The 19,574-nt window shown below is 69.5% G+C and carries 14 protein-coding genes; 7 read left to right on the top strand and 7 right to left on the bottom strand.

The window, feature by feature from the left end; all coding sequences use genetic code 11:
- The first annotated feature begins 13 nt into the window (after nt 1-13).
- The 4 genes from LX16_RS22140 (at nt 14) to LX16_RS22125 (ending at nt 4,014) form a co-directional block, all read left to right on the top strand.
- Nucleotides 14-883, top strand: coding sequence for a DUF4097 family beta strand repeat-containing protein (locus tag LX16_RS22140; RefSeq protein WP_147142682.1), 870 nt, complete (start codon nt 14-16; stop codon nt 881-883).
- A complete protein-coding gene (locus LX16_RS22135; RefSeq protein WP_147142679.1) occupies nt 880-1,839 on the top strand; it encodes an ABC transporter ATP-binding protein in 960 nt (319 codons plus the stop codon). Before LX16_RS22140 ends, LX16_RS22135 begins: the two co-directional genes overlap by 4 nt.
- Nucleotides 1,836-2,624 (top strand): ABC transporter permease, encoded by a 789-nt coding sequence (locus LX16_RS22130; protein WP_147142676.1) that lies wholly within the window; start codon nt 1,836-1,838, stop codon nt 2,622-2,624. Before LX16_RS22135 ends, LX16_RS22130 begins: the two co-directional genes overlap by 4 nt.
- A 160-nt stretch (nt 2,625-2,784) precedes the next feature.
- The gene (locus LX16_RS22125) at nt 2,785-4,014 is read left to right on the top strand and encodes a serine hydrolase domain-containing protein (protein WP_147142673.1); all 1,230 of its coding nucleotides are present in this window, start codon (nt 2,785-2,787) and stop codon (nt 4,012-4,014) included.
- Between the two features lie 88 nt (nt 4,015-4,102).
- Here the strand turns inward: LX16_RS22125 and LX16_RS22120 are convergent, their stop codons facing one another.
- A complete protein-coding gene (locus LX16_RS22120) occupies nt 4,103-5,278 on the bottom strand; it encodes an acyl-CoA dehydrogenase family protein (protein WP_147142670.1) in 1,176 nt (391 codons plus the stop codon).
- Nucleotides 5,279-5,582: 304 nt separating this feature from the next.
- Here LX16_RS22120 and LX16_RS22115 point away from each other — a divergent pair, with 304 nt between their 5' ends.
- Nucleotides 5,583-9,746 (top strand): SCO7613 C-terminal domain-containing membrane protein, encoded by a 4,164-nt coding sequence (locus tag LX16_RS22115; RefSeq protein WP_147142667.1) that lies wholly within the window; start codon nt 5,583-5,585, stop codon nt 9,744-9,746.
- Nucleotides 9,747-10,178: 432 nt separating this feature from the next.
- Here LX16_RS22115 and LX16_RS22110 read toward each other — a convergent pair whose 3' ends face one another.
- The 6 genes from LX16_RS22110 to LX16_RS22085 all read right to left on the bottom strand — a co-directional run bounded on the left by LX16_RS22110 (nt 10,179) and on the right by LX16_RS22085 (nt 16,209).
- Entirely contained in the window at nt 10,179-13,133 is a 2,955-nt protein-coding gene (locus tag LX16_RS22110) for a serine protease (RefSeq protein WP_147142664.1), read from the bottom strand.
- A gap of 9 nt (nt 13,134-13,142) precedes the next feature.
- On the bottom strand, nt 13,143-13,460 hold the full coding sequence (locus LX16_RS22105; RefSeq protein WP_147142662.1) for a CU044_2847 family protein: 318 nt from the start codon (nt 13,458-13,460) through the stop codon (nt 13,143-13,145).
- Between the two features lie 211 nt (nt 13,461-13,671).
- A complete protein-coding gene (locus tag LX16_RS22100) occupies nt 13,672-14,400 on the bottom strand; it encodes an energy-coupling factor ABC transporter ATP-binding protein (RefSeq protein ID WP_147142660.1) in 729 nt (242 codons plus the stop codon).
- Nucleotides 14,400-15,164: a cobalt ECF transporter T component CbiQ gene (cbiQ, locus tag LX16_RS22095; RefSeq protein ID WP_147142657.1), complete on the bottom strand. Its 765-nt coding sequence runs from the start codon at nt 15,162-15,164 to the stop codon at nt 14,400-14,402. Before cbiQ ends, LX16_RS22100 begins: the two co-directional genes overlap by 1 nt.
- Nucleotides 15,161-15,505, bottom strand: coding sequence for a PDGLE domain-containing protein (locus LX16_RS22090; protein ID WP_147142654.1), 345 nt, complete (start codon nt 15,503-15,505; stop codon nt 15,161-15,163). Before LX16_RS22090 ends, cbiQ begins: the two co-directional genes overlap by 4 nt.
- On the bottom strand, nt 15,502-16,209 hold the full coding sequence (locus LX16_RS22085; protein ID WP_147142651.1) for an energy-coupling factor ABC transporter permease: 708 nt from the start codon (nt 16,207-16,209) through the stop codon (nt 15,502-15,504). The genes LX16_RS22090 and LX16_RS22085 overlap by 4 nt, the downstream gene beginning before the upstream one ends.
- A 306-nt stretch (nt 16,210-16,515) precedes the next feature.
- Here LX16_RS22085 and LX16_RS22080 point away from each other — a divergent pair, with 306 nt between their 5' ends.
- Both LX16_RS22080 and LX16_RS27260 read left to right on the top strand, forming a co-directional pair.
- Complete coding sequence (locus LX16_RS22080) at nt 16,516-17,661, top strand: S1 family peptidase (RefSeq protein ID WP_158645691.1); 1,146 nt, start codon at nt 16,516-16,518, stop codon at nt 17,659-17,661.
- A gap of 259 nt (nt 17,662-17,920) precedes the next feature.
- Entirely contained in the window at nt 17,921-19,570 is a 1,650-nt protein-coding gene (locus LX16_RS27260) for a carbohydrate-binding protein (protein ID WP_211354692.1), read from the top strand.
- Nucleotides 19,571-19,574 lie beyond the last annotated feature (4 nt).

Below are 19,574 nucleotides of genomic sequence, written 5' to 3'. Positions count from 1 at the left end.
CCGGAGAACCGACATGCCTGCCTTTCCCACACCCACACCGATCACCGTCGAGGCCGAACTCGGCGTCGGAGACGTCCACGTCACCGCCACCGACCGGGACGACACCGTGGTCGAGGTGACCCCGACCGACCCCGACGACGAGTCCGACCGCAAGGCCGCCGAACAGACCGTCGTCGACTTCACCGACGGGCGGCTCCGGATCGTCGCCCCGAGGAGGAAGCCGTTCCACGTCACCCGCAAGACCCGGTCGGTGCGGGTGACGATCCAGGTCCCCACCGGTTCCCGCCTGGACGTCGACACCCAGATGGGTGACCTGTGGAGCACCGGCCGGCTGGGCCGGTGCCGGTTCAAGAGCGGCGCCGGGCACATCCGGGCCGACCTGACCGGTCCGCTGCACGTCGACACCGGCGCCGGGCGCGTCACCGTCGGCACCGCCGCCGGCGACACCGAGGTGACCACCGGGACCGGGCGGGTCGACATCGGGCGTGTCGAGGGCACCGCCGTCGTCAAGAACTCCAACGGCGACATCGCGCTCGGCACCGTCACCGGCCGTGTCCTCGCCCGCACCGCCAACGGCGCCGTCTCGGTGGACCGGCCGCACGCCGACGTCGAGGCCAGGACCTCCAACGGCGCCGTCCGGGTCGGTTCCGCCTCCGGCGGTTCGCTCGTCCTGAAGACCGGGATGGGGGATGTCGAGGTGGGAATCGCCGAAGGCGTCGCCGCCCGGCTCGACCTCGGCACCGGTTTCGGCCGCGCCCACAGCGAACTCGACGAACTCGGCGCACCGCCCGCTCCCGCCGGGAGAACCGTCGACGTGACCGCGCACTCCGGTTTCGGCGACGTCACCGTCCGCCGCGCACACCCCGAGGGAGACCCGGCATGACCACCACGTCCTCACCCGCGATCGCGGTGAACGGCCTTCGCAAGTCCTTCGGCGACAAGGTCGTCCTCGACGGCCTCGACCTGACGGTGGAGCGGGGCACCGTGTTCGCGCTGCTGGGTCCCAACGGGGCCGGCAAGACCACCACCGTGAACATCCTGTCCACCCTGCTGGCACCCGACGCCGGGACCGCCCGGATCGACGGCCACGACCTGGCGACCGAACCGGACGCCGTCCGCGCCGCCATCGGCGTGACCGGGCAGTTCTCGGCCGTGGACAACCTGCTCACCGGCATCGAGAACCTGCGACTCATGGGCGACCTGCACCACCTGGGACGCAAGGAGAGCCGCCGCCGGGCCGACGCCATGCTCGAACGCTTCGGCCTGGTGGCCGCGGGTGCGAGACCGGCGGCCGGTTACTCCGGCGGGATGCGGCGACGGCTCGACCTCGCCATGACCCTCATGGGCGACCCGAAGGTCGTCTTCCTCGACGAACCGACCACCGGCCTCGACCCGCGCAGCCGGCGCGACATGTGGCAGATGGTGGGCGATCTCGTCGCCGACGGCCTCACCGTCCTGCTCACCACCCAGTACCTGGAGGAGGCCGACACCCTCGCCGACCGGATCGCGGTCCTCGACCACGGTCACCTCGTCGCCGAGGGCACCGCGGCGGAACTGAAACGCCGGGTGCCCGGTGGCCACATCCGGCTGCGGTTCGCCGCCCTCGCCGAACTGGAGGCGGCCTCCCGGGTGCTGAACGGCGCGGTCCCCGACGCCGAGACGCTCACCGTCCGAGTCCCCGGCGAGGGCAGCGGCCGGGCGCTGCGGTCCATGCTCGACACCCTCGACCGCGAGTCCGTCGAGGTCACCGAACTGACGGTGCACACCCCCGACCTCGACGACGTGTTCCTCACCCTCACCGCCCCGACCTCCAGTGACGGAAGGCAGACCGACCGATGAGCACCGCCGGCTACGCCCTGACCGACTCGGTGACCATGCTGCGCCGCAATCTCAAACGCATGCTGCGGTACCCGTCCATGACGCTGATGCTCATCGGGTTGCCGGTCGTCTTCCTACTGCTGTTCGTCTACGTGTTCGGCGGCACCCTGGGTGACGGACTCGGTGCCCCCACCGGTGGCCGCGCCGCCTACGTCGACTACGTCGCACCCGCGATCATCCTGATGACGGTGACCGCCGCCGTCCAGGGAACCGCGATCTCGGTCGCCATGGACATGACCGAGGGCATCGTCGCCCGGTTCCGCACCATGGCCATCGCACGGGTCTCGGTCCTCACCGGTCACGTCATCGGCAGTCTCATTCAGACGTTCCTGGGGCTGGCGGTCGTCATCGGCATCGCCGTCGCCGTCGGGTTCCGGCCCACGGCCGGGGTCGGCGGGTGGTTCGCCGCCGTCGGTCTCCTCGCCGCCGTCACCTTCGCGCTGGTGTGGCTGTCGGTGGCGCTGGGACTGGTCAGCAAGAGCGTCGAGACCGCCAGCAACCTACCGATGCCGCTGACGCTCCTGCCATTCCTGAGCAGCGGTTTCGTCCCCACCGCGTCGATGCCCGCCGGTCTGCGCTGGTTCGCCGAGTACCAGCCGTTCACCCCGGTCATCGAGGCGCTGCGGGGCCTGCTCACCGGCGCCCCGGTCGGTGCCGACCTGCCGATCGCCCTCGGCTGGTGCGCCGTGATCGCCTTGGGCGGCTACCTGTGGGCGCGACGTCTCTACAACCGTCCGGCCCGCTGACGACGGACCGAAGGGGGTGGGCCGGTACACACCGGCCCACCCCCTTCGCCGTGCGGGTCGACGCGGCCGTCGTCACGTGACAGTGCGGTGTCAGGTCCCTGAAAGCCCACCCGGCGAGGCTTTCCCCATCGAACGACACGACGAACCACAGGAGAGAATCATGACGACCCCAACCGGTGAGGGCTTCTCGAAGGCGGAACTGGGCCGGCTGCGCGACGTACTGGCGCGGCACGTCGAGTCCGGGAGGATCCCGGGACTGGTCGCCCTGGTCAGCCGGGGCGAGGAGACCCACGTCGAGGCGCTCGGCACGATGCGGCACGACGGCGGCGCACCGATGCGCCGGGACACCATCTTCCGGATGGCGTCGACCTCCAAGCCCGTCGCGATGTCGGCGGCCATGGTGCTGCTCGACGAGTGCCGGTTGCGGCTGGACGACCCGGTACAGGAATGGCTCCCGGAGCTGGCCGACCGCCGGGTCCTCGCCCGCATCGACGGCCCGCTCGACGACACGGTCCCGGCGCGGCGCCCGATCATCGTGCGTGACCTGCTGACCTCCACGTTCGGACTCGGCATGGACATGACGTCCCTGGGCACGCCGATCATGAACGAGATCTTCGCGCGGGGACTCACCCCCAACATGCCCGAGCCGATGCCGGAACCCGACGAGTGGATGCGCCGCCTGGGCGCCCTCCCGCTCATGCACCAACCCGGCGAATACTGGCAGTACCAGATCAGCCACGACGTGGTCGGCGTGCTCGTCGCCAGGGTCACCGGCCGGACCTACGAGGAGTTCCTGCGGGAACGGATCTTCGCGCCGCTGGGCATGAAGGACACCGGCTTCCACGTTCCGGAGCGGGACCTCGACCGGTTGCCGACCCTCTACGCGCCCGACCCGCAGTCCGGCGAGTTCCACGTGTGGGACGACGCCGAAGGCGGCCGGTGGAGCAGCCCTCCGGCGTTCCAGGGCGGCGGTGGCGGACTGGTCTCCACCGCCGACGACTACCACGCGTACTTCCGGATGCTGCTCAACGGCGGCACCCACGAAGGCGAGCGGATCCTGTCGCGGCCGGCGGTCGAACTCATGACGACCAACCGGCTCGACCCGGCGCAGCTCGCCGCGCGCACCAGAATGGCCACCGACAACGTCCACATCTCACACGGACAGGGACAGCACGGCGGCTGGGGCTTCGGAATGGCGGTACGGACCTACCGGGGCGACTACGCGCCCGTGGGGCAGTTCGGCTGGGACGGCGGCTCGGGCACCTCGACCTACGCCGACCCGCACAACGGGATCACCGGGATCCTCCTCACCCAGGTGGGGGCGTCCGTGCCCGCGCCGATGCACCTCATGCACGACTTCTGGAGCACGCTGTACCAGGCGATCGACTGACCACCGTGCAGCGATCGGATCGTCCCGCGACGGGGGCGGGACCGGCCGAGTCGGCCGGTCCCCCTGTCGCGCGCTGCGGGCGGTTCCGCTACGGCTTGACCAGGCCGTTGAGGACCTGGCGGGCGATGACGACCCGCTGGACCTGGTTGGTGCCCTCGTAGATCTGGGTGATCTTGGCGTCCCGCATCATCCGCTCCACCGGGTAGTCGGTGGTGTAGCCGTAACCGCCCAGCAGTTGCACCGCGTCGGTGGTGACCTCCATCGCGACGTCGGAGGCGAAGCACTTGGCGCTGGCGCCGTAGAAGGTCAGGTCGGCGTCCTCACGTTCGGACTTGGCGGCGGCGACGTAGGTCATCTGCCGGGCGGCGGCCAGCTTCATGGCCGCGTCGGCCAACATGAACTGCACGCCCTGGAACGACGACACCGGCTTGCCGAACTGCTTGCGCTCCTGGACGTACTCGGCGGCGTAGTCGAGCGCGCCCTGCGCGATGCCGACCGCCTGCGCGGCGATGGTGACCCGCGTGTGGTCGAGGGTCCGCATCGCGATCTTGAAGCCCTCGTTCTCGGCGCCGATCAACCGGTCCGCCGGGATGCGGACGTCGTCGAAGAACACCTCGCGGGTCGGCGACCCCTTGATGCCCAGCTTGTGTTCCGGCGCGCCGAAGCTGACCCCGGCGTCGTCCTTCTCCACGACGAAGGCGCTGATCCCCTTGGATCCGGCGCCGGGTTCGGTGGAGGCGAACACCGTGTAGTACTTCGACTCGCCGGCGTTGGTGATCCACCGCTTCGCGCCGTTGAGCACGTACGAGTCGCCGTCCCGGACCGCCCGGGTGGTCATGCCCGCGACGTCGCTGCCGGCCTCCGGCTCCGACAGGCAGTACGAGAACATCGCCTCTCCGGAGGCCACCTCGGGCAGGTAACGCTCCTTCAGCTCCTCCGAGGCCGCCAACAGCAGCGGCATGGTGCCGAGCTTGTTGACCGCCGGGATCAGCGACGACGAGGCGCACGCCCGTGCGACCTCCTCGATGACGATCGCGGTACCCAACGCGTCGATGCCCGCTCCCCGGTACTTCTCGGGGATGTGGGGGGCGTGCAGGTCGGCGGCCCGCAACGCGGCGTAGGACTTCTGCGGGAACGCGGCGGCACTGTCGGTCTCGGCGGCGCGGGGAGCCACCTCGGCGTCGCACACCTCACGGGTGGCGGCGCGGATCGCCTCGTGCTCCTCGGGCAGACGGTAGACGTCGAACTGCGGGTTTGCGGCCATGTAGGGGTCACCTTTTCCAGCGTTTGGTGAATAAGTGCCAGCCGGTCGCGCCGGTCTCGACTGCGAGAATACTCGCCGGTAACGATCGGCGGAACCACTCCGCGCGCCGGACCGGTGGCGCCCCCGGACGACACCATCCTCCCCGGTCACGGAACCGCCCGGGAACGATTCGGCGCATCGACGGAACCTCACGGGTCACGCCGGGCGAGCCGTTACACGGTCCGGCCGCGGATCCATCCCGGATTCGCGCCAACTTCGATGAGGGGCCGCGCGGACACGCGTCCACATGCGGCACGGTACATAGGTGGAAACTTATCGATGTCCGGTGTGCGGCCACCTCGCGCCCGCCGCCGGATGTCCGCGCTGCGGACGGGGACACGAACCCCTGCTCGACGAACTGACCCGCCTCGACCACGAGGTCGGCCGGCGGCACGCGGCCCTGGCCGCCGCCCGCCGCCGGATCGACGCGCTCACCGCCGAGCTCACCGCGCTCCAGGGACACCGCGCCGACGTCCTGAGGCGACTCGACCGCATCGCCCGCTCCGCCCGCACGCCACGGCCCGTTCCGGCCCCGGTTCCGGTTCCGCCGCCGCCCGCCGCGCCGCCCGCCGCGCCGCCGACCGCACCGGCGCCACCGCCCACCCCGGCGGCCCGGCCCGAACTGTCTCCCCTGTCGGCGCAACGGGTACTGCTGATGCTGGGCGGACTCGTCTCGGCCGTCGCGATCATCGGCTTCGCCGTCTACGCGTGGAACGAGTTCGGTGACGTCGGACGGGCCGCCGTCCTCGCCACCGTCACCGCCGTCCTGCTGGCCGCGCCCGTGCCGCTGCGGATGCGTGGACTCACCGCGACCGCCGAGACGGTCGCCGTACTCGGTGTCCTCGCGGTCCTGTGCGACGCCGTCGTGGTCCGTCTCCACGTCGGCCCCGCCGTCGCGCTCCCGGTCGCCGCTTTCGCCGTACTCGTCGTCACCGCCGTCTACCAACCGGTCAGCCGCACCCACGCGCCCGGGTTCGCGCTGGCGCCCGTCGCGGTGGCCGTCCTCGCCACCCTCCACGACGCCGGCGAAACCGCCCGGTCGCTGCTACCGGCCGCCACCGCGCTCGTCCTCGTGCTCGCCGCCTGGTGGTTCGGACGCGGAGCCGACCCGTCGCGCCCGCGACTGGCGATGGCGCGCACCGTCACCGGCACCGCCGTCGTCGTCGTGCTGTACGGGGTGACCGACCAGGTCTCGGCGTGGACCGGCGACGACACGGAGATCCTGACGCTCGGCCTGACGGCGGCGGCGCTACTGGTCGCCGCCCGCGCCCTGCCCACCCCGTGGCGACCGGGCGCGGAATGGACGGCGGGCTTCGCCGCATTCGCACTGTGGGGCCTGGGACTGCTATTCGCGGCCATGGCCACCGCGGTCGGCGTCACCCGCGCCGGACCGGCGTGGTCGGCGCCCACCGGTGACGTCCCGCTCGGCGGCGGATGGCAGCTACCGGTCTTCCTCGTCGCGCTGGGACTGGCGCTCACCCTGCGCGGCCCCCGGCGGTTCCGTACCGCCTTCGCCACGGTCACGCTGGTCCCGCTTCCGGCGATCCTGCCCGCCACCACCCCGCTGGAATGGCCGTCCGTCGCGCCACTGGCCGCCGGGCTCGCGGTCGCCGCCGCCGCGTACGCCCTCCGGGACCGTGACCGTCGGCTACCCGCGGCGGTCACGGCGGTGGCGTGGCTGGTGACGGCCGCCGCGCTCGCCAGAGGCGGTGCCACGACCACCCTGATCGTGGCGGCGGTCGTCCTGGCGGGCGGTGTCGCCATCGGACTCCGGGGACGCCGGGCCGCCACCGTGGCCGGTGCGGCCTGGGGAATCGCCGCCTGGGGCGGCACCGTCACCGTGCTCACCGCGCTTCACCTGTCGGGTGTCCCGGACGGAACGGCCGTCCTCATCGGTGTCGCCGCCGTCGCCTCGGCGTGGGCCGTGGCGGCCTGGCCCACCGCGCCCGACGCCGCCCGCGCGGCCCGTTGGGCGGTGCCCGGCCTGGGACTGGCCACGTTGAGCGCCGCCGGACCGGCCATGCGACTGATTCAGAACGGGGAACTGCCGTTGGCGGCCGTCATCCCGCTCGCGGCGCTGGCGACCGCCGCCCTGTTCGTGACGCCCCTGACCACGGGGGTCGCGAGCGCCGGCGCGCCGCGCGCCGGGGCGATGGTGTCCGCCCTCGTGGCGTCCGGGGGTGTCACGATCGCCTTCGCACCGGATTGGCCGCCGACGGTGTACGTCGCGGCGGGGCTCCTCACCGCCGCCGTGGCCGCCGTCGTCCCCGGGTCGGCGGGCCGGGACCTGCGGTTCGCCGCCGTCGCGCTGCTCAGCGGCATCGCCGCCGTACTGACCGCCGACGCCGCGACCGGGCTCCTTCCCCGTGAGTGGGACATGGCCCCCGACTGGCGCACGCCCGTCCTGCTCGCGGTCCTGGCGACCACCGGGGCGGTGTTGCTGCTGTCGGCACGGGCCGGCTGGATCATCGCGGGACTCGCCACGGCCGCCGCGCTGGTGGCCGCGCCCGCGGCCTGGCAACTTCCATGGTGGACGGTTCCGGTGTGCGTGGCGGTGGCGGGCGTGGCCGCGGCGCTCCCGGCGGCGTTCGGCCACGCCCACTGGCCGGTGTGGACCGGCGCCGGGCTGTCGGCATGGGCACTCGGAATGACCTGGTCGTACACCTGGACACCCCCGCTCGACGCGATCGCACCCGCCGTCACCCTGCTGGCCTGCCTGGGGTTGTCGATCCCGGCGCGGTCCCGCAGTGGTCCGACCACCGCGGTGTTGGCGGGCGGGGCGGTGCTGTGGCTGCCGATCACCGGGGTCGCGGCCGGCTTCGCCCTCGACTGGCCGTCGGCGTTGACGCAACTGACGGGGATGACCGGCGTCGCCGCCGGGCTGCTCGCCGCCGCGCTGCTGCGGTGGCGGGGAGCCCCGGAACTCACCGCCGTGTCCGCGATGGTCCCGGTCACCGCCACCGGCATCGGGCTGCTGGGCATCTGGCTCACCGGTTCGGCGGCGTCGCTGGGCGTCTCCACGGTCGTGTCGGCCGGTGCGGCGGTCCTACTGCTGCCCGATCGCGCCGGGGCGATACGCCGCGCCGCGATGACCACCCCCGGCGCGCTCGCCTGCCTCGTCACGGTCGCGCCCGTCCTGGCCGCCACCTACGCGCTCCCGTGGCGGTGGATCGACTCGGCGTGGAGCAGGCAACCCACCGGCACCAGGAACGGCCTCGCCCCGTACTCGTGGGAGATCCCGTTCCCACTCGACGGATACGCCGCCGGATGCCTCACCGCGGTGGCGTTCCTGCTGCTGGTCGCCGGGTTCGCCCGACTCCGCACCACAGTGGTCACCGCCTGGGGTCTGGCGGCGTTGCTCATCCCGGCGGCGGCCGTCGTACTGGACCTGCCGTGGCCCGCCCTGCCGGTGCTGGCCGTCCTCGCGGCGGCCGCACTGGCGGTGATGGCCGGACGACCGGGCTGGCACGTGGGACACCGGGTGGCGATCACGATCGTGGTCGCGACCGTGGGCGCGTCGGGCCTGGCGGGGACCCTCGCCGCCGCGACCACCACCCTGGCCGGATTCGGGCTCGCGACGGTGGTGTGCGGTTGGCTCTCGGCGACCGCCGCCACCCGGGCCACCCGGCGCGTCGGCGCCGTCCTGGCCGGCGGGTTCGCGACCGTCACCGGTGTGGCCGCCGGCCTGGCGGCGGGCCTGCCCTCCGAGACGGCCGGGCTCGCCGGGGTCGCGGTGTCGGTGTGCCTGCTGGCCGTGTCGGCCGCGATGCGCACCGGCCGCCGGTTCGAGCTCGCCGCGTGGCCGCCGTTCCTGGCGGCCGTCGTACTCACCGCCGACTCCGCGTGGGCGGTCACGATCGTCCTGATCGCCCAGGCGGTGGCGCTCACGCTACTGGGGCTACGGCGGGGACGGCGTTGGCTGCCCGCGCGCGTGTACCACGTGGCGGCGGGAACGCTGGCGCTGCTGGCGTACTGGGGACTGTTGTGGAACGGCGACGTCGGCGTCATCGAGACGTACCTGTCGCCGTTGGCGGCACTGGCCCTGTTGGGTGGGGCACTGGAGAGGCGGCGACGGCCGGAGCTGTCGAGTTGGCGTGGTTACGGCGCCGGGCTGGCCGTGGCGCTGCTTCCGAGCCTCGCGCTGATCCTGGTCACCGGTGAGACGCCGTTGCGCCGTCTGCTGCTGGGCGCCGGCGCGCTCGCCTTCGTGTTGTGGGGGGTGCGCGGACGGTTGCAGGCGCCGGTGGTGGTCGGCGGGACCGTCGTGGCGGTCGTGGCGGTCCGGGAACTGGCGCTACTGTGGACACTGTTGCCGAGCTGGCTGCCGCTGGCGATCGCGGGCGCGCTGCTGCTGGTCGTCGGTGCGACCTTCGAACGCCGCCGCCGCAACCTGCGCCGGGTGAAGGAGGCCATCGCGGCGATGCGCTGACCGGAATCCGTTTCGCCGCCGAGCGCGCGCCGGGGTACTGGCACCGTCGGGCAGATGCCAGAGGCAATTGCAACTGCCCAAATACATGCGAAGAGCCACTGTCAATACCAGAATCCGTGTCGTGGCGGACCACGGGAGGCTTGTCGGCCACGAGCCACTTCATTCCGCACGCGACGACTGTGTCAACCCATTGTCGTCTGGATCGGCGGTAGCGCTACGACGTGCCGCTCGACGGTCGTTGTTATATTCGTTCGCGAGCATCCATTGAACCGGCATCTGCCCTGAGCAACGGGAGCCGAAAATGAGTACCGATGAATTCGAAGACAAGAAGCGGCACATCACACCGATCGACCCAAGACTCGACGCCGAAACCATTCGCCGGATCGTCGAGGGTTCCGTCTCAAGCACCGTGTCCGAAGACGATGACGGTGCTCAGGATCCGGAACCCGCGTCGTAACCTTCACGAGCGAGCCGAATCCTGTCCACCGCGAGCCCGTATCCTATCTCAATGGCTATTTCCTCTGCTACCGTCAATTCCGACAGTGCGTGCTCCGCTTCTCCTAGAGCCAGGAGAGCGTCACTGTAGGCGACCCGTGCGTCTATTTCCGAAAGTCGGTAGCCGCTGAGAGCCGCGAGCTTGATGCATTCCTTGAGCACAACCTCCGATTCCAAAGGTTGCGCGTCATACAGTAGCCACCGACCATAGCCCAACAAGGCGACAACAAGGACATCACGGCGGCTAAGTCGCTTCGCCGCTGCTAGTGCCTCGACGTAGCCGCGTTCTGCGATTCCGGCCTCATGGCGCCTTAGCGCTATGTCGGCCAGCCCGATTCGGCACTGCACCACGTCTGCGTGCCAACTTGCTTCCTTGCAGATACGAAGGTTCATCCGCGATACCTGGTCGGCCTCCTCGACCTGACCCAGCTCCAGCAACGCCTCGGCATACTTGAGTCCACTTGAGCTGTAGAGGAAGGGTAGAGGCGTTGCCTCTTCTGCAATCGTCAGCGCGTTGCGGAAGCACACGAGGGCATCCACCCCCTCACCCTTCAGATACAGCAGCGCGCCACGGAGGGTCTCCGCCACCAGTTCGTCTTCACGATCATCAGCCTGCTGGGCGAGGGCGAAGCACTTACTCACCAGACCGTCGCATACCGCTAGGGCTCCGAGCCGGAGATACAGTTCGGCCAGGTTCTGGCAGGTAACGGCGGCCATATGCCAGTCTTCTCGGTGCTCGAAGGCCGCCAACGCCCGACGGAAGATACCCGCGGCTTCCCGAGGACGTCCGAGCAGTTGAAGTGACGTGGCGACCTCATGCAGAATCCAAGCCCGCGCGGAGTCGTCAGGCGCCATGGGATCGAGTTCCCACCTACCCTGGGGAAAGAACTCGGAGCGAGCAGCAAGCACGGTGTCATACGCGTTGAGAACATTCGTGATGAACGCAGTCGTTCCCTGATACAGACGATCTTCGACAAGTTCGAGTGCAAGAGCGTACTCACCGCTTCCGCACGCATGGTGTACCGCTTCGATCGCTGGAACCAACTGTTCAAGACTTTCTGCCGGCGCCAAACTCGCCAATCTAATCTGATAATGGCGCAGTGCCACCTCATGCAATCGGGCGAACTTCTCTGCATCCTTTTTAGCGTCTTGTACATAATAGTCTCTGATTGTTGGATGAACACTGAGATACTCCGCTCCAATGGGGCGGACTAGGCGCGTGGCCATTAGGTATCCAACGGTTTCAGCCGCCGCTGCCTTACTACCGTACTCCGCCGCGAATCGATGAACCAGCTGAGAATTGAGTGGGATACGGAATACACTGCACTGTACGAGCACACCTCGCTCGGTGTCGGTCAAACACGCGTCGTATTGAGACATGATCGCTTTTAGCTTGGCTCCCTGAGAGGAATGCCGATGAGGTATGGACAGTGTGGTCAGATGCCGACAGTCTCCACCATACCTTCGCAAAAGGTAACCGGCCAGCAAGGTCAATGTCAACGCGTGGCCCCCCCACTGAGTCACGAGGCGTTCCATGGAACGTATGGGCCCCGTGATGTGGAGACGTTGAAGCAGAAGGACGCCCTGACCGACGCTCAAGGGAGCAACCGCCAGATGCTGGTACGTCGTATAGGGCGCGAGGTCTATGAGCGGCGCTCGACTGGTCACCACGAGGAATGAGCCGTGATCTGGCGCCGCCATATACTGCAAGAATGCCCTAAATTCTCCGCTCGCGATGGCGCCGTATTCATCGGACTGGAGGTGCTGCAGAGTTTCCAGACCGTCGAGAATGATCAAAAAGCGTCGGCGGCGGAACATTCCCGCTACGGTCGCCGCCATGTTGTCACCCTGACTCGAAACGGAAGCGGCCGAGAGTCGGTTTCCAGTAACGTATCGGAGTGCAGCGTCGAAGAACTGGTCTGCATCAGGGTGTGCGCCGAAATCCCACCAGAATACTCCGTCCGGTTGAGCGGCTCGCCGGAGCACATCGTCGAGCCAGTGACGGACGATGGTGGTCTTCCCTTCGCCACCGAAGCCGATCAACCCAACGACCTTGCATCGATCATCGTCGTACGCATCGTTGAGGTACTGAAAGTACGGTTCACGTTCAATACTCTCTGGCAACAGTCCTGGAGCTTCTTCCAGGAAGTGGCCCGGGGCTGCACTTGCCTGCGCAATCAGCCCCTGATCGAATGAGGGGGTTTCCGCGTGTCCGAGCGGCAGAGGTTCGTTCCGGAGTTCGAGCGGCAGGCTGGACAGCGACAGCACCTTAGCGTTGACGGCCCAGGCCGTATCACGGTCTTTTCCATAGGAATCGGTGAAGAACGCCTCCGAAACGATTCCCACTACGAGATTCCGCTCCACATCGAGGACGCCCGCACCGCTCATACCCGCGTTGATCTGAGTGGACCGCAACTGAATCGGCTCAGTCAGGAGCGTCGTGCCGTCGGGAGCTTCCACCTCCCCGAGAATGACACCGTCGGCGACTCCTGCGTGATACTTCTCCATTCGGCGGTAGCCATAGCTGATGAATCGATTCCGGAGCGACTCGAATGTGTATCCCAGCGCCTCTACGGGCCGAGCGAAACTCGGTACCGGTTCCGCCGTCCGAATACACGCAATGTCGTCATCATGGCCCTCTGGTAGCCATACCAGTTCGGCAACGGCGAATACGGCGGCACGTCCAGCTCTAGCCGGGAAGCACACCGTGACGGTATCACCGATGCGTGGGCTACCGGATTCACCGTTGCGGAGGACATGGACGCACGTGACAATGAGGCCGTCGGCGGAAACCAGAATGCCGGTGCCAAGCGTAGGACCAGTTTCACTGACCTGCAGCTTGACACTGTATGACTTGGGATCCTGCAGGATGACTCCCGTCGATGCCGACATCGCTTCACCTCACTCCGTTGTGCCTTCGGCGTCGCGATCCCATGCCAGCACGATGTTCATAGACGCTTCGGCGGTACTTCTCGCGATTAGCGCCTTGGCCTCGGCGTTGAAAGTGAGACCGAAGGAGATCTCGATCCTCGAAGGCGTGGAGTCCATCGCGCCGACCACCTGGTGTACCTCATCCGCGACGCGCCGTATCGTCCCGGCAGCCTTGCGCAGGGCGGCTTCGGACCGCTCATACACTGCGTTGTCGGAGAGAGACGTCTGTCGCACACCCGGTTGCAAGGGCAGTTCGATGAGGACGCAGTCAGGATCTTGATCTTGCATGCGGCGCTCCGGAATCAGAATCGTCGCCTATGGACGACGGCGTCGGTGTGCGATCCGTTGTGCCGATTAGTGTATCGCTCGACGCTAGACCTCGTGGCGTTCGCGTCTGCGCCCGCCCGATCCTTAGTGTACTGCTACCGCTCCATGAGGGTCTCGACGCATTGCACCCACTGCGGAAGACCGATAGGTGTCCATGAATGCGCCGGAGTGGTCAGGTCGCCGGGGGCACCGAATAGCCGTAGGGCAGTTCCAGCCGGTGGGCCGCCAGCAGTGGCGCGTCGGACAGTACGTCGCGTATCGGCCCGTCGGCGGCGATCCGTCCCGCGTCGAGGACGACCGCCCGGTCGCACAGTTCCCACGCGTACGGCAGGTCGTGCGTGACCATGAGCATGGTGACGCGCAGGCCGCGCAGTATCGCGGCCAGTTCCCGGCGCGCGGCCGGGTCCAGGTTGGACGACGGTTCGTCCAGCACGAGGACGCGCGGGCGCATCGCCAGGACCGTCGCCACCGCGACCCTGCGCCGCTGCCCGAACGACAGGTGGTGCGGTGGCCGGTCGGCGTGCGCGGCCATTCCGACGGCCTCCAACGCCTCGGTGACGCGGCGTCGGAGTGGTTCACCGGTCAGTCCGAGGTTGGCGGGCCCGAATCCGACGTCGGCGGCGACCGTCGGCATGAACAGCTGGTCGTCGGGGTCCTGGAACACCACTCCGACGCGCTGCCGGATCTCGGCGAGTCGCGGCCGGACGACCGGTACTCCGTCCACTTCGATGTGTCCCCGGCCGGTCAGGATGCCGTTGAGGTGCAGGACGAGGGTCGTCTTGCCGGCCCCGTTGGGGCCCAGTAGCGCGACCCGTTCGCCGTCGGCCACGTCGAGGTCGACGCCGTCGAGGGCGCGCCGCCCGTCGGGGTAGTCGAAGGTCAGGCCCCGGACGCGCAGCATCACGCCACCGTCGCCGTGACCGCGATCGTGACCGCGGTGGCCGGTAGCAGCGCCCCGGCGGCCCATTCCCGCACCCGCGCCGCCGGCCGTTCCGCGCCGACCGGCATCCGTCCGGTGTAGCCGCGCGACAGCATCGCCACGTACACGCGCTCGCCCCGTTCGAACGCACGCAGGAACAGTGCCCCGAAACCGGCCGCGGTGGCGCGCACCTGCCACAGGAACCGCGGGTCGTCGCCACGGGAGAGCCGGGCGATCCGCATCCGGTGTGCCTCGTCGAGGAGGACGTGCACGTACCGGACCATGAAGGTGACGATCTGGACGATGACGGTCGGGCAGCGGAGCCGTTGGAGTCCGGTCAGCAGTGAGGTGACGTCGGTGGTCGCGGCGAGCAGGACGGCGGCCCACACGCCCAGGGTCGCCTTGGCCACGATGTTCCACGCCGCCCACAGGCCCGGTTCGGAGAGGGTGAGTCCCAGCCATTCGACGCGCGGCCCGGTCGAGAGGAACGGCAGCAGGACGGCCAGCAGTAGGAACGGGACCTCGATGAGGGCGCGCCTGGCCAGCGGCAGCGGGTCGAGCCGGGAGACGATCACGACGGCCGCCACGGGCGCCGCGTATCCGGCGAACGCGGCGACCTCGGTGGCGGGGGTGGCCACGACCGTGACGACGTACAGGACGACGGCGACGATCTTGACCTCGCCGGGCAGCCGGTGCACCGGCGAGTCGCCCGGCACGTACAGTGCGTCGGGGTGTCCGGCCGTCATCGGTCGGTTCCGGTGTCTCGGCGCCGTATCGACCGGAACAGGACGTATCCGGTGACGAAGACCGTGAGGACGCCGAGGGCGCCGGCTACCGCGGTGGACAGGAACCCGTTCTCGATGCCGGTGGTGGCGTAGTCGGCGAACGGCCCGCCGACGGGGTGTTCGTCGGCGGTGCGGGCGAGGCATTCTCCGCCGGTGATCTCGTGTGCGGCGTCGAGTTCGCAGCCCCGCAGGGTGACGGTGTCGAGTCCGTCGGGTGCACCGGAGGCGAAGTGGGACACGACCGCGGCCAGCAGTAGGGACACCACGAGGCCGGTGAGGACGAATCCGCCGGTCCTTCTCATTCGGCACCTCCGGCGACGGCGGGTCGGTGGGGGAGGGTGTGCCCGCGCAGGGCGTGGACGAGGTCGGGCCGGGCGGTGGCGACCGCGAGGACGGTGGTGGCGGTGATGACGCCCTCGCCGACGCCGATGAGCAGGTGGATGCCGAGCATTCCGGTGGCGATGGCGCCGAGTCCGGGACCGAAGTCGGCGACGCCCCCGATCGCGAACTGGAGCACGAATCCGGCGGCACCGGCGACGACGGAGACGACGGAGGTGACGAACACCGCGACGGTGACGCCCGATCTGGTGCGGGGCAACAACTTCAGCAGGAGCCGCAGGATCCCGTACGTGACGAGGGCGCCGATGAGCGCCATGTTGACGATGCTGAGTCCGAGGGCGGTGATGCCGCCGTCGGCGAACATGAGGGCTTGGACGATGAGGACGGTCGAGACGCACAGTGCTCCCACCCAGGGGCCGACCAGGGCGGCGGCCATGGCGCCGCCGAGCAGGTGGCCGCTGACTCCGGGGAGCACGGCGAAGTTGAGCATCTGGACGGCGAAGATGAAGGCGGCGGTGAGCCCGGCCATCGGTACCAGGCGTTCGTCGAGGTCGTCGCGGGCCTTGACGACGCAGGCGGCGAGTAGCGCCAGTGCGACGGCCGCGAACACCGCGGACGTGGGGCCGTCGATGATGCCGTCGGCGATGTGCATCGCCACGGTGTCCATTTCTTCCTCCGAGGGGGCGGGGGCTGTCGCCCGGGGGATGCGGAGAGTGATCGGTTCTTGCAAGTATGTTGCATCTACCGTGGAACGGAAGGAGTTGTCGGGTTTCCGACTGTCGCGTCACGATCACGACACTCCGCCTTAAAGCCGCCTAAAGTTCGGCCACGAACCGTGGCGCATCGATGACTTTCTATTAATCTGGGTCACGGTCGGGTAACGGCCGCCCGAACGCCGATCCCCTCGGCCCCGCCGCACGCCGCGCCCGCCCAGTCCTGAATGTCCGGCACACGTGAAAGGCCCCCACTTCTCGTGAACATTCGAAGATTCGCCGCCGTCTTCGCGGCCACCGCCATCACCACGACCACCTTCGCCCTCGCCGGGAGTCCCGCCTCGGCCGAACCCGGGTTCGACACCGAACGCGCCGAACTGGCCGCCTCGGTCGACCCCGGCATGCTCGACGCCGTGATGGAGACCTTCGGGTACTCCGCCGACGAGGCCCTCGACCGCCTCACCACCGAAAGCCTCGCCGCGCAGGCCGAGCCCGAGATCCGCGAACTGCTCGGCGACGACTTCGCCGGGCTGTGGCTGGACGACGGCCGGGTCCACGTGGCCGTCACCGACGCCGCGTCGACCGGTGCCGTGGACGGGTACGGATACGAGACCACCGTGGTGAAGTACAGCGAGGCGGAACTGCTCGCCTGGCAGGCCACACTGGACCGTGGCGCGATCCCCGACGGCGTCACCACCACGCACATCGACCCGGCCGCCAACCGGGTCGTGATCACCGCGCTGCCCGAGGCCGCCGACGCGGCCGCCGACTACGCGGCGGGCCTCGACGTCCCGGCCGAGGTCGTCGTGTCCGAGGACGTGCCGCAGACCACCGCGGTCATCCGCGGCGGCGACGCGTACTACATCAACAACTCGTCGCGGTGCTCGGTCGGTTTCGCCGTCAACCACGGCACCTACGGGAACGGCTTCGTGACCGCGGGCCACTGCGGCCGGGTCGGCGCGTCGGTGACCGGCGGCAACGGCGGCACCGGAACGTTCCGCGGCTCGTCCTTCCCCGGCAACGACTACGCCTGGGTGGACGCGGCGTCCTCGTGGACCAACACCGACACCGTCAACCGTTACAACGGCACCACGGTCTCGGTGAACAACGCCAACGAGGCCGCCGTGGGTTCCTCGGTGTGCCGGTCCGGTTCCACCACCGGGTGGCGCTGCGGCACCATCCAGGCGAAGAACCAGACCGTCTACTACTCGCAGGGCACCGTCTCGGGCCTGACACTGACGACCGCGTGCGCGGAGCCGGGTGATTCCGGCGGCTCGTTCATCACGGGCAACAGCGCGCAGGGCATGACCTCCGGCGGCAGCGGCAACTGCCGCACCGGCGGCCGGACGTACTTCCAGCCGGTGCGTGAAGCCCTGTCGGCGTACAGCCTGACGCTGGTGACCTGACCGCTCCCGGTTCCCCGTGTGGGAACCGGGCCTCCACCTCCCCCTCACCCGCCCCGGCGCGTTCGGATCCGCGCCGGGGCGGGTTCCTTCGTGCATTGTGAACGGTCTGTGAAGCCGTGGCCAGCGGCGTGTGACGATTCAGTTAATTAATAAAGCTTCCAAATATCTAGGGGTCTCCATACCCTGATTCCGCCACCTCCGGCGACGCCGCGTCACGCGTCAGGTGGCGGACATGACCCCCGAGCACTAAGGCAGGACCTTGAACCCTCGCAGACACCTCGCCGCACTGGGCGCCACCGCGCTCGCGGCGACCAGTGCGCTCGTCCTCTCCGGCACCACCAGCGCCGGCGCGGACGAGCTGACCACATTCGACACCGCACGGGACCGGTTGGTGGCCGAGGTCGACGACCAGCTCGTCGCCGCCATGTCGGCCGAGTTCGGCCTCAGCACCTCCGGCGTCTACGACCGTCTCGCCACCGAGGCGGTCGCCACCGAGATCGAGTCGGTCGCCCAGGCCGGCTTCGGTGACGCCTACGCCGGAACCTGGGTCGACGAGGACGCCTCCGACATCCTCGTCGCCGTCACCGATCCCGGGCTGACGACCCACGTCGAAGCCCTCGGCGCGACCGTGAAGGTCGTCGACGATCCACTGTCCACACTCTACGCCCGGGTCGGCGAGCTGGACCGGTACGACCGCACCCACTCCGCCCCGTCCGGCGTCCACGGCTGGTACGCCGACGTCACGACCAACTCCGTCGTCGTCGTCGCCGACAGCGACGCCGTCGGGGAGCGCTTCGCGCGACGCGCCGGGGTCACGGGCGTGACGGTGGAGGTCGACCGCGACCGCCCCCGCCCGCTGGCCGACATCGTCGGCGGCAACGCCTACAACATCAACGGCTCCTCACGCTGTTCGGTCGGCTTCTCGGCCACCCACCCCACCTACGGGGACGGCTTCGTCACCGCCGGGCACTGCGGCCGGGTCGGCGCCCAGATCACCGGCGGCGTGGGCCAGGGCGGCCAGTTCCGCTTCTCCCGCTTCCCCGGCAACGACTGGGCGTGGGTGGAGGCCGGTTCCGGCTGGACCGTCGCGCCGCTCGTCAACCGTTACAACGGCACCACGGTGTCGGTGGCCAACGGCACCGAGGCCGCCGTGGGCGCCTCGGTCTGCCGGTCCGGTTCCACCACCGGCTGGCACTGCGGCACCATCCAGGCCAAGAACCAGTCGGTCACCTACCCCGAGGGCACCATCACCGGGATGACCCAGACCACCGTGTGCGCCGAACCCGGCGACTCCGGCGGTTCCTACATCTCCGGCAGCAGCGCCCAGGGCGTCACCAGCGGCGGCAGCGGCAACTGCCGCACCGGCGGCACCACCTTCTTCGAGCCGCTGGCCCGCGCGCTGGCCAACACCGGAACCACGTTGACCGTCACCGGCGGCAACCAGCAGAACGACTTCGCGCTGTCGGCCACCCCCTCCAGCGCGACCGTCCAGCCGGGACAGACCGCCACCGTGACGGTCAACTCCCGTGTCGTCGCGGGCCAGGCGGTCAACGTGAGCCTGGCCGCGTCGGCGTTGCCGTCCGGCGCGCAGGCGTCGTTCAGCCCGGCGAGCATCAGCTCCAACGGCTCCTCGCAACTGCGCATCACCACCTCCGCGAGCACCCCCGAGGGCCGGTACACCGTCACCGTCACCGGTACCGGCGGCTCCCCGCAGGTCAGCCGCACGACCACCGTGACCCTCGTCGTCGGCGAGGACAACGGCGGCGGAGGCACCTGGCAGGCGTGGACCGCCTACTCCGTCGGTGACACCGTCACCTACGGCGGAACGACCTACCAGTGCCGGATCTCGCACACCGCGATGCCCGGCTGGGAGCCGCCGAACACCCCCGCCCTGTGGCAGGCGGTCTGACGGC

Origin of the sequence: Stackebrandtia albiflava (assembly GCF_007994225.1) — a bacterium.
Lineage (GTDB): Bacteria > Actinomycetota > Actinomycetes > Mycobacteriales > Micromonosporaceae > Stackebrandtia > Stackebrandtia albiflava.
Note: the sequence above shows the minus strand (reverse complement) of the source record. Positions and strands in the feature narration are given on the sequence as shown.